This window comes from Leptospira bourretii (genome assembly GCF_004770145.1).
GTDB classification, from domain to species: Bacteria; Spirochaetota; Leptospiria; order Leptospirales; family Leptospiraceae; genus Leptospira_A; species Leptospira_A bourretii.
The window spans coordinates 95,296-108,924 of the sequence record NZ_RQFW01000024.1 but is presented as its reverse complement, the minus strand read 5'-3'; the positions used below and the strand labels follow the sequence as shown (position 1 = coordinate 108,924).

Sequence of the window (13,629 nt, the reverse complement as noted above, 5' to 3'; positions counted from 1 at the left end):
TTTATTCCGCTATTCCTTTGGGAATACAAATCGTAAACCCTGACTTAGGTCCGGAGCAACCGGCTGATTGGTTGTAACTCCAAACAGAAAGTAGTAGAGCCCCGAGGACAGTTTCGTCTTTTTTATCATCTTTTTGAAACATCGAACAAGAGACGAGTGCACTAAGTGCCATTAGGGTGATGGATTGAATGATCAGACTTCTCATACCCATGATTTAAAAGATATGAGAAGATTTTGCAAGAATTTATCGAGAAAGGATTTGGTATTCCCACTCCATTACTGGACTTTGCTCAATCGATGCAGTGAGCGTATTGGAGGCTACCATTGGTTTGATGCTCGCTTTGGTTCCTGTGACGGCAGGAGGTAAGAGCCGATAAAAAGAATCTTCTTTTTTGCCTCTGAGTTGGAATTCTTTCCATTCTTCCCTAGACGCAAAGGCTCGGATTCTATCTTTTGAAGGAGTTGAGGAGGCTTTAAACGAAATTCGTTTATCAGGGATGGTTACCCGATCTCCCTTACGAATGAAATTATCATTTTGGAATTGGTTGGGAAAAAGAAGGACTGGTTCTCCCTTTTGGTTCTCAGGAATTAGGACAACATATACATAATTATCTTCAGCTGATTCAATTTCAAAACGAATGGGTTCTCCTGCTATATAAGTCGATTTTAACGAATTGATTCTGAGTTGAGCATTCGGAGAACCAGATCCTGTTTCTGATAAGGCTAAGTAGATATTTTTTTTATCTAAAAATCCGAGGAAGTCGGAGACCAAAGTTTTGGAAAGACTATCGGGTAGTGAAGTTCTGTACTCTACTTTTTTATGTAAAACATCCACAAAAGAAATCACTGCTTGTCCATCTTCTGTAGAAACGAGTAGAAGTTTATCTGTACTTGTGAGTCGTTCCAAGCTGATAATCGTTTTTTCCGATGGATTTCCCTCTTTGTCAAATTCCCAAACGCCAAGCTCGGATTCTTTCAAAGTTGGTGTGACCAATCCTCGCCCTGTGGATTGGATTTTTTCTCTGATAAAATCACGTATAGTGATGGCTTCTTTAGATGAAGAAGTAGCTTCCACTGCAATTCTATAAACAGGCAATCTCCCGACTTTATCCGAAGAAAACAGCGAAAGAGATATAATTGAAGAAAGGATTAAAAAATGTTTCATTATTCGTCTCCGCTGCCTTGGCCTTTGTATTCATTCATAAGTTGGTCGTTCTTTTCGTATTGTTCTTTGATTCGTTGGTAGTTTTCTTCTTTGATGGCTTTGAACTCTTCAAAAATGCGCATTTTATCTTTCACAAATTCATCTAAAATTTGTTTTTTTAACCCTTTGCCTGAGACTACTATTTCTTCGTTTTCGGCAATGAGGGTTTGTTTTCCTTTTTTATCCGGACTGACTGCCACAGTCCCTTCGTTGACATAAACTCCCGTTTCCACTTCGGTTAGGTCTTCGTTTACCCCACCGGTGTCTGGAGTTGCTGCCAAAAATTCTGTTCCTCTCACTCCCGCCACAAAACTAGGATTCACTACGCTGAGTTGGTTTTGGCTTGGAACTCCAGGCCCTGGTTTGTGCGCTTTGACAAATAATTTTCCGCCCACAAGTTTTAGGGTAGTGGATTTGGATTTTGGATTGAGAAGGTCTTCGATTAGGACAGATGAATATTTTGACAAACGAACTGTTGCTTGCGTTGCCAATTGGATCTCGCAAGTTCCGTTTTCTGTTGTGATTGTATCCCCTTTTTTTAGGATACTACCTAACTTTACCGGCTCTTTCGCCTTTTTGAAACGTGGTCCTGAAACGTAGTTTGTTCCTTGAATGAAACTAATAATCCCCACTTCCTCTGCTGCGAGGGTTGTGGTCAAAAAAAGAAACAAAATGGACACAGTGAATCGAATCATGCCACTTTTATAGTAGAACTCACTCCTCTTACAAGCTAAAAAAACTAAAAAAAAAATCAAAAATTCCCCTACAATAACGGTTTGTTAGGACCAATTTATAAATTTACCACCTATCTTCTGATATGTGGTCTTAGTTTTTTTCCATATGTTTTTTTCTGGGATTTCTTTTTTATCCCTTGATGGCAGAGGACAATTTGTTCTGGGAAGATTGTGTTTGGATTGGGATGGAACGGAATGGAAGTTTAGGTTTGGAGCAGGTTCGTTCTGAAATATTTCCGATCCTAACTCGAGAAAAATGGAAACAATACCTTCCCAAATTAGGAGTCCATTATTTTGGAATTTTCTCAAAAAATCCAGAACAGATCGATCAGGAATACCGCGATGTTCGTTTGCAAATCCAACAACTATTGTATGATGGAGGAGAAACTGAAAGAGAAAAACAAAAATTAGAAATTCGGAGACTCATTCATTCGGAAGAGAAAAAACTCCTTCGAGAAAAAATATTTAAATCAATTTCCCTTTCCTATCTTTCCTTCCAAAAACGAATGTTAGTTGATTTGATCTATCAACTTAGGTCGGACCGTTACAAACTAGAACAAAAAAAACGAAAAAAAGAATTGGAACTTGGGTTATCTTCAAACGGAGAATCTGAATGGCGAAAAGTTTGGGAAGTTGAATTTCAATCTAAACAGATTCACTCCAATACAAACAAAAAATTGGCAGTCCTAGAATTACAACAGGCAATGTCGCTTGATCCTAATGTTCGTATTACCTTAGCAGGAGGATTTACGGAACGTATCCGATTGTTTGATCCAAGTTCCAATTTAATGGCTCCCAATGAAAATCACCCACTTCGGAAAAAACTGAGACTACAAATTGAGTTAACAGAACTAGAAGAAGACAGTTTGGAGAATGATTGGAAACCAAAACTAGTATTAGGTGGATATGTTGGAAAAAATGGAAATGCAGGTTTCCCTCTTCAGAATGAAATTTATGGACTGAGTGTGGGAGTCCAAGCCAATTTAGGTGGAACCAGTTTTCAAACTAATACACAAAATGGAATCCAGTCGGAGGGAAACGGGATCCAAAGAATTCCTGGGTATGGACCGCAGCCCGTCGGACCTGGGGAAAATTCCTTTCAAAGTGGGTCGATTGGTTTGTTCGATGATTTCGGTCGAAATAAAAAGATCTTTGATTCAAAAATGAGTTTGTTACAAGCCAAAGCGGATTGGAAACAATCGGAGATCGGTTTTTTAAACCAAGTCCAATCGATTGAAATTAAACTAAATGAATTGTACCAAAAGTATAATCTCTATTTAGAAAATACAAAATCCAATTTAAACCAACAGAAAGCGAAAAGAGAAGAAAGAAAGTTTGGACTGATCTCAGAAATTGAATACTTAAAATCAGAAGAAGAAGTATTTGTTAGTTTAGAATCTGTATTAGAGCCTTATTTTCAATACATATCCACAGCCTTGGAACTTGTTCTGTTACTTGGAGAAAATCCTTTTGACAATCGGTATTACCTAGTAGAGTCAAAACGCATTCCGAGCGATCTCTCCAAAGTTTTAGATGATTGGAAAGAAATACCTCAGGACGAAAAAATAAACGAACCAATCCAAAAGAAACCTTACCCGTTTTTAATGGAGGATCCGTATGAAACTCGTTAGATGGAATTTATTTTTTTTATTAGTGCCTGTATTATTCCAATGTTCGTCCAAGTTGGGTTCATTTGATGATTGGATTGGGGTTTTGAATTCTAGTGATGCCCCCAAAGTCCTTGTTTTTTCTCCGACCTCCGATGCCAACAATGTTGATCCAAAAACAAATATCTCCTTTGTATTTAGTAAAGCCATGTCCATCCAGTCCTGCGTATCGGCTTTTTCATTGGACCCACCCGTTCGAGGAAGTTTTGAAACAACGGAGCTCACTCTCAAATATTATCCTAAAATGGATTTGCCATCTGGTGGTTATGTGATTCGTCTCACCAAACAATGCGAAGATAAAACGGGAGAGGATTTGGATCGTGTGTATACCATTCCCTTTCATGTGGGTGAAAAAGAAAGTCCTGGTTCTCCGACCATAAATTCAATTTTGGTTTCAACGGGAACAGAAACGGAATGTCTGTCTGGGGGAATTGTCACTAATATTTTGTTAGGTGAAGATGGTATTGTTTGTTCCGGAATCCCTGGTCCTCCACCCATCCGAATTGAATTCTCAAAACCAATGAACCAAACGGAAGTGGGCCTTGGCCTTCGGATCGAACCAGTAGCCTCTTATCGATTGGAATGGGAAAGTCCTAACTTACTGACAGTTTTACCTGATCTTAATTTTTTACCGGAAACTAGGTACCGTATTTTATTTCCAGCCGGATTACATTCATTGGATGGAGCAGAATTATCGGAAGTAGTGCAATCCGATTTTTTTGTTGGAGCTGATTTGAGTGATCCAGAAGTTGTGGGTTTTGGTTTGGAATCACAAAACTGCGGTTTGGGGATTCAAGAATTAGGATCGGAGCTAGGGGCTCGTTGGGATTCAGGATTTTGTTTTTGGAGCCAAGGAATGCCCATCCTTAGTCCAAATTTTTATCATTTTCGTGGAGGAGATACGGGCTTTGGTGGGCCAGGGACAAGTTTGGACTGCGCCGATGTAAATACTGATAATTTTCGGATTTTTTTTAACCAGTATATGGACACAACTTCAGTCATTGGAGCCACTCGGTTATCAAAAATTTCCCCACCATCAACAAACATTCGTTTATCGACTTGGGTTTGGTCTCATTGCCAAACAGAATCTCCTTTTGGTTGTAAACAATTAACTTATTCCTTTGCAGAAAGTGAAGCAAGTTGTAATGGAACTTTGTTTGGAAACATTTCAACAGGAGGAGATTTTAATTTATCTTCTTCTACTTTTGCGCCAAACTTTTATCCTTATTATGAGTTCCGTTTGGATCCAGATGCAAAATCCATTTCTGGGAAAAAGATGAAAGTTGGTTTTGTCATTCAGGTGGAAGCAAAATGAAGTATTTGTTTTTCGTAAGTAGCTTTGTGTTTTTATCTTGTGTTGGGACTTCAAAGTCTTTTCGAAAACAAACATATCCCATTCCGAATGGTAAGAAGATTTTATTTGTTCATTCTATATCCCCTTGTTTTTACGACAGTTATTCAGAAGAAAAAGAAGTTAGTTTTCAGATACAGGAAGAATTAGAAGAGTTAGGTTACTCCGTGGTGGTTGGGGATAAAATTTGGGAGGAGGTGAGTTCCTCTCTTCCCAATGATCGTTTGGAGGAATTTCAAAATCAATTAAAACATTTACCAAATAAAAATAGTTCCCGGATTTTAATTTGGAAAGAACAAGCAGGCCAAGTTGAAGCGACAGAAGTTTTTGTACTACGGTTTGTGTATCCACTCAAACCAAATCTAAACTCGATACGAGTGCTCTGGATTGATTTTTCTAAAAAAGAAATCAATCGATTCGATTGGAATTGGGATAAAAAAGATCCATTCCCATTTCTTGATTCTATCCAAAAACTCTAGGAGTTTCTTTATGAAAAATGTATTTATTTTGTTTGCCATTTTAAGTTTTGTTCGTTGTTCACAGGCGACTCTTTCTGATTCGAATGAATTAAAAGTTCTCTCTGAAGCATACCATTCCGGTCATCTAACTGTAGTAAGTTCTGTGTTGAAGGAGAAAAAGAAAGAAGAAAAATTATTGCCCGCAGAAGACCTTCTTTACAGTAAATCTTTGTTTTATTTGGGAGATTGGAAAGAGTTCTTTATTCATTGGATAGAAGTTTCTCAGAAACCGCCCGAATTGGTATTGTTATACTTTAAGGCTGTGCTTGTATCGAAATTGCCTGTCACTATTTCTTCTGAAGACGAATCAAAATTAATTGAGTTACTGCCCATATCACCTGAAGCCTGTTTGTTGTATTTGAAGTTAAAGAATACAAAAGATCCGATAAAACAAAAGAAACTTTTTTGGGCCCAATGGAAACAATTCCAAACCCATCTAGATAGATTAGAAAAGGAATTGGGGGAAAAATGAAAATATCTCTATTGGGAATTCAGATTAAAAAATACCAAGTGTTTCTCTTGGGAATGTTAAAAGCTAGATTGATAAAAATCTATCATTCTCCTTTTTTCTTTCTAAGTCTATATCTTTTGCTCTACGGTTTTCATTGTTTCTGGAATTGGGATGAGTTTATGAGTAATAATCGCAATTTAGAAATGGATGCGATAAACGCTGGGAAACAAGTTTCTCTTTGGAGTTTGTATCCATTTCAAATTGTCAGTGTCCTTTTGGTCGCTCTTTTGTATTTGTTTCTTTCCGTTTCGATGAACTTTCTTTTTTCTTTGTTAAAACGACCCAAGGAAACATTTCAGAAAAATTTAGGAAAGTTTATTGGAAGTCTGATTCATCAATTTTTTTTCTTTGTTTGTATCTTGTTTTTAGGAAACCAGGTTTTGGGTCTTTTTTTTGCCTCCAATTTTTATTCCACTTTGGTTCTGGTGTTTTGGACAACGTTGTTTTTGTTTTTTCTTATCAATAACGGAGAACTGTACAAACGGTTGTTTGTTTCCAGGGATCAATTTGTATCCTTCCTTTCTCATAGTTTGGGTTATGTGAATCCAATCTTATTTGTCTTTTTTGTATTGGCTTTGGCAAATGTATGAAAGGGAATCTTGGATATATCCTAAAAGTTTGGATTCGTAAAATATGTTTCTTCGGGATTTTGTTTTTTGTTTTGTCAGTGCTGTATACGCATCTCTCGACACCGGCGATTCGGGGTCGGTTTCCCTTTTTGGCTTCATTTTTATATTTCCCGAACCAACTGGGAAAAACAAATGAAATTTCTGCTATGGAGTCACCAAAACAAAGTTTGGTGTTTAGAAAACCTAGAATTTTAGAAGAAAATAAAGTTTTGGAATACCCATCTGTAGTGGAGCCAACGAAAGAGATCCAATTGCATAACAAACAAAATGGAAGAGTCAAAAAGATATTCATAGAGGAGGGAGACTTTGTCAAGGAAGGTCAAATTCTTTTAGAGATAGATGATGAATTGATTCGATTGGAGGGAGAAAGATTAGTTTTATCTGCTGGCATCGCCAAATCTCAAGTGGCAATTGCTTTCGAAAAATGGAAACAGGCAGAGAAACAAGTAGAAACGAAACTAAGAGAAATCGATAAAAAAACAGAATGGATTGAACTTGCTGAAAAAGAATGGACACTAGTTCGAGATACAAAAGAGAAAAAACTAATCCTTTGGAAACAAGGTTTTGTATCTCTCTCCGAGTTGGAGAAAATAAAACAAGAGGAGGAATCCAAACAAACTCAATATAAAAATTTATTACGAGATCGAGAAAACCTTCTCTCTGGGATACACTTAGGATTGGAATCTGAAGAGATTCGTTTTGAAGAAAAGTTAAAAACCTGGAAAGAAAAAAATACCTCTATCGAAAGGGCCGAGTATGAATTGAGTTTGGCGCATTTAAAAATCATTCAAAATCAAATTAAATCAAACGAACAATTATTAGCTGAAACTCGTTTGCGAGCCCCTAAACCTGGCAAGATATTAAAAATTCTGGCTAAAGAAGGGGAGTTAACAAACCAAATTCCGGTGATGACTTTAATTGAAAAGGGAGAACTTTCAGTCGGTTTTCAAATTGCAGAATCTGATTTGATTTATTTTTCCCCAGGGAAATCCGTTCTTTTTTTACCTTCTCAAACAAATTTACCATCAATCAAAGGTAAGGTGGACCGTGTGGGAGGTTTTTTGGATTCAAGGTCCCATAGTATCGGCATTAAGGTTCGTTTGGAACCAAATCATAAAATGATTATTCCTGGTATGTTCGGGCTTTCACAAGTGAAACTAAATGAGGTGACAGAAAAAATTTTGATTCCTGCTTCTTCCCTTCATGGTGATGAAACGAATGGTTTTTTTGTGAATGTAAAAAACGGGGGAAAGGTGGAAAAACGTTTCATTCAGTATCAACCTTATTTTTCAAATGAGTTAGAAATACTTTCTGGGCTTTCTTCTGAGGATGAAGTAGAATTTAGTTTGGTTTTATGAAGATCGAAAGTTATGTTCTTTCTTTTTTCAAACACAAATGTTTATATTTTGTTATTTGTTTATCGATTGTTATCGCTGCTTTTTTTAGAATACCTGAATTAGAAATTTGGTTATTACCGAATTTAACACCCTCTCGGTATTTTATTGTCACTGAGTATCCAAATCATTCGGCAGAAGATACTGACATGATGGTTAGTTTACCAATTTCCGAATTGGTTTCTTCCGTTAAGTCTGTCGATCGGATACGCACAATTTCTGAACATAGTAAGTCAATTGTAAGAATTGATCTACAGTATGGTGCATCGGTTCGTGACTTTAAAGAAGAATTGTATCAAAGAATTTTGGAAATGAAAGATAAACTTCCGTTTAGTGTTGAACCTTCGCGGTTAGTGCAAGGAGAAATTAAGGATTCTCCTTTTTTAGAATTGGTTATCCCCAGGGACGGAAACGATAATCTTGTAAACTTTCAGTTCCATTTGCAACAATTGGTTTTTCAATTGGAACGTATCCCTGGTGTAACAGAAGTTCGTGTTACAGGAAACAGGAAAAAAAATTCTATTATTTCTATAAATCCGGAGATCTTGGATTTATTTCCGATAAACATCCGCGATTTGGAATCACAGCTCCAAACAGGGATCCGTGGTGGGTCGCTAGGGGTAGTCGAAGAATATACAAAAGAGACTGAACTAAAATTCTCTCCAGAGGTTTTATCTCACCAAAATCTTTCTGAATTTCCCATTCATTTAGGAAACGGAAATTCTGTAGGACTTGGTCGACTCGCAACAATCTACGAAGCAGATTCACCCGGTGAAAAGCTAACACGTATGAATGGAAAAAATTCGATTTATCTTGCCATCTTTGCAGATCCTTCTTCGAATCCATTGTCGTTATCCTCGGAAATAACAACAAAACTAAGAAGTTTCGATTCTTTCATTGCATCTGAAATTTTTTATGATGGATCGAATGAATTAAAAGATCAGATCAAACAAACTGGATTTAATATGATATGGGGACTGGGATTCGCTTTCCTATTTTCTTTTCTATTGTATCGTAGTTGGACTCCAACTGTGATTTTACTTATATCGGTTTTATTTTCTTTGGTCTTTTTTTTTCATTTGATTTTGTTTTTTTCGATTTCGATCAACTTGCTGAGTTTAGGTGGGATTTCCGTTGGGATTGGAATGTTATTTGATGCCAGTAACCTGACAGTATTTTCCATCAAAAAACATTTAAACATGGGGTTATCGAGTTTTGACGCTGTCACTATGGGAATTCGTTCTGTTTTGGTTTCACTTGTTTCCTCCTCGCTCACGACCATTGTAGTTTTCATTCCTCTTCTTTTGTTCCCTATGCAATGGAAAGAATTCTTTTTCGATTCCGGAGTCTGCATAGCTCTTTTGGTTTTTTGTTCTCTCGTCTCATCCGTTTTGATTGTCCCATTACTTTCCATTTCTTTATCAGAATCATTAAAAATGGAATCTATCAGTTTTGAAAAAGAGGATTCTTTATTCCAAATTGATAATAAAACCAATGTTTTGTTTTCTAGATTGAATGTTCGATTGATTTCGATCATTTCAGTTTTAATTTTATTTTTCTATTTGTTTGGGTTTGGTCCTAGTTGGAAAATTTTTCCAGAACAAGTTCCTATAGGGAATCGATTGCAAATGATTCCTTGGAACCATTTGAGTTTAGAAGAAGAACTTCGGTTTGTCGAAGATTTAGAAAAGAAGATCAAAATTCTCGATCCTACTCTTTCTGTTTTTCTATCACCATTAAATGTTTATGATACAAAGTCCCAACATCCTAAAAAAGCAATTCCGATCGAATGGAAATTTTTTGGAGTCAAAAAAGAAAAAGAATTAGAACGATTGGTTTCAGATGAACTTTTGAGGTCAAGATGGGATTGGAAATGGGAACCTATCAACTCCCAACTCAAAACGGCTTTGCCTTTCATTCCTGTTGACTCGATTGTTTTTCTACATGATCAGTGGGAGGAGTTAACCAGAATTGTTATGAACTTCCAAACCCAGTCAAAAACCAATGGGTTTGTTGGTAAGTTTGATTTTTTACCAAAAGAAATTCGATTAGAAGAATGGACAAGAAATCAAATTCCAATTCCAGACTGGAATCCAAATGAAGAAGATTTAAAACAGAAATTTTTATACGAACAAAGACCCAAATATTTAGGCTCTATTGGCGAGACGACCAAAACGGATTTGTATCTTGGTTTCGATTCGTTTCTTTCCAGTCATACAAACACAAATGATTTCTCTAAGATTAGTTTCAAAACAAAAAACAATGAAACCACATTTCTTAGTTCTCTTTTTCGATCAAAACAAAGGGGAAGTTTGAATCAGTTCCGCCGTGAATCTGGATTGTTTTCTGCTGAATGGATAGGCCAAGTGATGGACTTTGATCGGAAAGATTTGGATCCATCTGGACATTTAACTTTACTAAAAGTTTCTGCAAGTGAGGAAATCAAAAAATTTTATTTGATTCTTGTGATCCTCTTAGTTATTTCCTTTGTTTTTATTTATTTAGCCCTTGTCGGAATTTATGAATCATTTTGGATTCCATTTTTTTACCTTTCGATTTCTTGTTTCTACCTTTTGGTTACTATGATTTTTGTTTTTAGTTTATTTTCGGAATTTCATTTAGGGCATTATATCGGTCTAGTTGTTCTGCTTGGGTTGTCTATTGATAGTATTTCTTTATTCGGTGAAAGATGGATCGAAATACCTGAAAAGGTCACTGGTTTAAAAAAACGAGAGTATGTCCTTCGTTGGTTACTCTGGCCCATTTTATTAAACTCAGGAACGACGATGATGGGTCTTTTCCCTGTTTTTGTCTTTGGATGTCCAGGTTCCGAATTTTCTGAATCTATCGCAAGCACGATGTTTGTTGGCATTCTAATTTCCTTATTCTTTGTTTTTTATATTTATCCGAACTTGTTTGAAAAATTTTGGATTAAAAAAACATGACGGGGAATTTAATTCAATACTACCGATATCGAATTTTGACCTTAGTATTATTTTTAAGTTTGTTATCTGTTTTGCAAATAGGCGACTTATTGTTAGGTGAAGAATCCTTTTTGCAGGTTTCGAAATCCGTTCAAATTACTGTCCAATGGCCCGGTAAAACGGCATCGCAAGTGGAAGAAAAAATCACAAAACCTTGGGAACAAATTTTAAAAGGGATTTCTGGTTACAAAGAAATTGAATCAATCTCAGAACGAGGAAGTTCTCAAATCCATTTGGAATTAGAAGAAGATATAAAAAATGAAGATATTATTTCTACGATTCGAAATGAATATCTTTTGCAAAGACAAAGATTTCCTACAGATTCACTTTCGCCGAAGATTCAAATAAGAAAATTAGAAGATCAGTTTATTGTTATTTTGCAAAAGATTTCAAAAGGCTCTGATCACAGTCGCCATGGTTTGGAAAGTCACATTCGAAATATCGCTGGTGTTTCATCATTTGTCCATCATCCAGGTTCTGAAAAAGAAGTGGTTTTGGAGATACAAGGGGACAGGGTACAAAGTTTTGAGTTTCCCTCTTTGTCCGTTCTGTTTGATGCCATTCGAAATTACAACTTTGGATTTCATTATGATTTAGAACAGGGTTTGTGGTTCCAAAAGGATTTCCCTCTAAACCCAAAAGATTGGTCAAACTTTGGGATTCCTTCTCGGTTTGGAGAAGGTCTTTTGGTTTCTTCTTTCGGCACCGTATCCTTGAGAGAAAAAAAATCTCATCATGGAACAAGAATTAACGGATTACAATCAGAAACGATATTGATTAACGCAAAGAATGGAACTTCTTTGTATCATATAACAAGAGAGTTAACCTCTTTATTATCGAATGATAAACATTGGATTTTGTTATATACAAGTTACCAAGATTTTTTTTATGATTTGTCACGGTTCATCGATCTATTTTTTTTATTGGATCTGCTTTTACTTCTATCTCCTGTTTTTTTTCGGATTGAAATCAAAACAATTTTATATCGTTTATTATCTTTTTATATTGCTTCTCTTCTATTTTTAGGGTTATCTTCTGTTTTTTCTTTTTCAATTGGACGGTCTACATTATTCCAATTTTTAGTTTGGAAATACTTTTTGGTTTTATTTCCAGTCAGAAGGTTGGGGAAATGGACTCTCTCTAATTTTGTATCGGTTTTGATTCTTTGGACTTTTGTTCTTTTGCATTGGATCCCTAAAATCTTAGGAATCATTTCTTTGGTTCATCTTTATTTTTTATTATTTGTTCCTTTTTTGAAACATCTCTTTCTGTCCTTTTCAAAAAAATCAATTCCGTCTTTTCCTTTGCTCTCGAAGAACAAATATTTCTCATATAAACAATGGAATTTCTGGGAGAATCAAGATTCACAAAAAAAAACCAGAGTATTTTTCGTTGGTCTATTCCTTATCATTGGTATATTGTTTTCTTTTGGTTCGAGTTTAGAAATTGTGCCGGTCACATCTTCGTATGGGACAGTCCAAATTGGTAGATTAGAATTCCCTACATCTTTGCCAGAACATGAATCCATTCGAATCACCAAACAAGTCGAAAATGAGATACTATCAAGAAATATTACGGATCTTTTGATTCTAAAACAAAATCCTTCGAGCGCCATATTTTATTTTCGTTTAAATGAGTTAGGTGAGAAAAATGGTTTTAAAAATCTTCCAACAGAATCAGGGTACTTCCATTTGTTAGGAGAGTCAGAATCAAATTCAGATCGTAAAATTCGTTTTTCCAATGCCAATACGGAAATTTTAGAGAAAAAGATATTTTCCATCATCCCTTGGTTGCGAACCAAAAAAGAAATTGAAGAGGTTGTTTTGTGTTTTCAGCCTTCAACAGAAGGTTGGGATCTCCATTCTCCCACAAGGTATAGAAACTTGTTAGGTTTTGATTTAAATGATTTAATCAAAGAAAGGTCATTGGAATTACAATCATCCATTGTTGGGAAAATGATTTTAGAAAAAAAGAATACGGATATTCGATTTTTAGTAAAACCTGACAATCAATTGGATCGTTATCCACAAAAGCCAATCAAAATGTCATCGGGAATTCCTATCTTTACGGAAACGTTTACAAATTATAAAACACTAAAAACGCAAGGTCGGATCTACCGTAAAAATGGCGAAACAAGTTTAGAAATATTGGTAAAAGGAAAATCCATTCATTGGGAAGATTTAGAATCTAAAATTCGAAAACTTTTGGGAAATGATATCGTTAGGTTGTCGGAAACTCTACCTACAAAAGAATCATTACCAAAATATAGACCTGTTTTTCTTCTTCTGCTTTCAGTTTTGTTTTTATATCGAAATAAATACAAAACATTCTGGCTGATCCCCTGTATTTGTTTTATGTTTCTATGGCGAATCAATACATCATTATTAGGTGGTGATTATTTTCTATTTGGAACTGTCCTTTCATTTTTGTTTTTTTTGCTTTTGTGGATCCGTCGCTCTTCATTACATGCGAGTCTTTTGATTCCATTTTCCCTTTTGTTTGGTTTTTCGTATTTACTTCCGGGGTTAGGTGGAAAGTTTTTTATGGGGGGATTTCTTCTTATCTCAATTTTTTTTCTTCTCTATCTTAAAATGTTAAAAAAATGGAAAATAATGAAAACCAAACTCATCCTTTGAT

Annotated in this window: 11 protein-coding genes; 8 read left to right on the top strand and 3 right to left on the bottom strand. The window is 35.7% G+C overall.

Features of this window, described 5'->3' with window-relative positions; all coding sequences use genetic code 11:
- Window position 1: 1 nt before the first annotated feature.
- From EHQ47_RS18940 to EHQ47_RS18930, 3 genes are read right to left on the bottom strand one after another with little or no spacing between them, the layout of a single operon-like run.
- Window positions 2–205, bottom strand: a complete 204-nt coding sequence (locus EHQ47_RS18940; RefSeq protein WP_135777927.1) for a hypothetical protein — start codon at window positions 203–205, stop codon at window positions 2–4.
- 39 nt (window positions 206–244) lie between these two features.
- Entirely contained in the window at window positions 245–1,165 is a 921-nt protein-coding gene (locus EHQ47_RS18935; RefSeq protein ID WP_167483317.1) for a DUF4384 domain-containing protein, read from the bottom strand.
- Window positions 1,165–1,899: a FecR family protein gene (locus tag EHQ47_RS18930; protein ID WP_208727474.1), complete on the bottom strand. Its 735-nt coding sequence runs from the start codon at window positions 1,897–1,899 to the stop codon at window positions 1,165–1,167. The genes EHQ47_RS18935 and EHQ47_RS18930 overlap by 1 nt, the downstream gene beginning before the upstream one ends.
- A 179-nt stretch (window positions 1,900–2,078) precedes the next feature.
- On the opposite strand from EHQ47_RS18930, the gene EHQ47_RS18925 reads away from it, so the two are divergent.
- Genes EHQ47_RS18925 through EHQ47_RS18890 form a run of 8 tightly spaced genes read left to right on the top strand, consistent with a single transcriptional unit; the run spans window position 2,079 to window position 13,628 of the window.
- Window positions 2,079–3,569 carry a TolC family protein gene (locus EHQ47_RS18925; protein ID WP_341867466.1) on the top strand — a complete coding sequence of 497 codons (1,491 nt, stop codon included), beginning with the start codon at window positions 2,079–2,081 and terminating at the stop codon, window positions 3,567–3,569.
- A complete protein-coding gene (locus EHQ47_RS18920) occupies window positions 3,556–4,920 on the top strand; it encodes an Ig-like domain-containing domain (RefSeq protein ID WP_135777853.1) in 1,365 nt (454 codons plus the stop codon). The genes EHQ47_RS18925 and EHQ47_RS18920 overlap by 14 nt, the downstream gene beginning before the upstream one ends.
- Window positions 4,917–5,435 carry a hypothetical protein gene (locus EHQ47_RS18915; RefSeq protein WP_244290415.1) on the top strand — a complete coding sequence of 173 codons (519 nt, stop codon included), beginning with the start codon at window positions 4,917–4,919 and terminating at the stop codon, window positions 5,433–5,435. The genes EHQ47_RS18920 and EHQ47_RS18915 overlap by 4 nt, the downstream gene beginning before the upstream one ends.
- 10 nt (window positions 5,436–5,445) lie before the next feature.
- The gene (locus tag EHQ47_RS18910; protein WP_135777851.1) at window positions 5,446–5,946 is read left to right on the top strand and encodes a hypothetical protein; all 501 of its coding nucleotides are present in this window, start codon (window positions 5,446–5,448) and stop codon (window positions 5,944–5,946) included.
- Window positions 5,943–6,575, top strand: a complete 633-nt coding sequence (locus tag EHQ47_RS18905) for a hypothetical protein (RefSeq protein WP_135777849.1) — start codon at window positions 5,943–5,945, stop codon at window positions 6,573–6,575. Before EHQ47_RS18910 ends, EHQ47_RS18905 begins: the two co-directional genes overlap by 4 nt.
- Window positions 6,572–7,972 (top strand): efflux RND transporter periplasmic adaptor subunit, encoded by a 1,401-nt coding sequence (locus EHQ47_RS18900; protein WP_244290414.1) that lies wholly within the window; start codon window positions 6,572–6,574, stop codon window positions 7,970–7,972. The genes EHQ47_RS18905 and EHQ47_RS18900 overlap by 4 nt, the downstream gene beginning before the upstream one ends.
- Window positions 7,969–10,953, top strand: coding sequence for an efflux RND transporter permease subunit (locus tag EHQ47_RS18895; protein ID WP_135777847.1), 2,985 nt, complete (start codon window positions 7,969–7,971; stop codon window positions 10,951–10,953). The genes EHQ47_RS18900 and EHQ47_RS18895 overlap by 4 nt, the downstream gene beginning before the upstream one ends.
- On the top strand, window positions 10,950–13,628 hold the full coding sequence (locus EHQ47_RS18890; RefSeq protein ID WP_135777845.1) for an efflux RND transporter permease subunit: 2,679 nt from the start codon (window positions 10,950–10,952) through the stop codon (window positions 13,626–13,628). The genes EHQ47_RS18895 and EHQ47_RS18890 overlap by 4 nt, the downstream gene beginning before the upstream one ends.
- Window position 13,629: the final 1 nt, after the last annotated feature.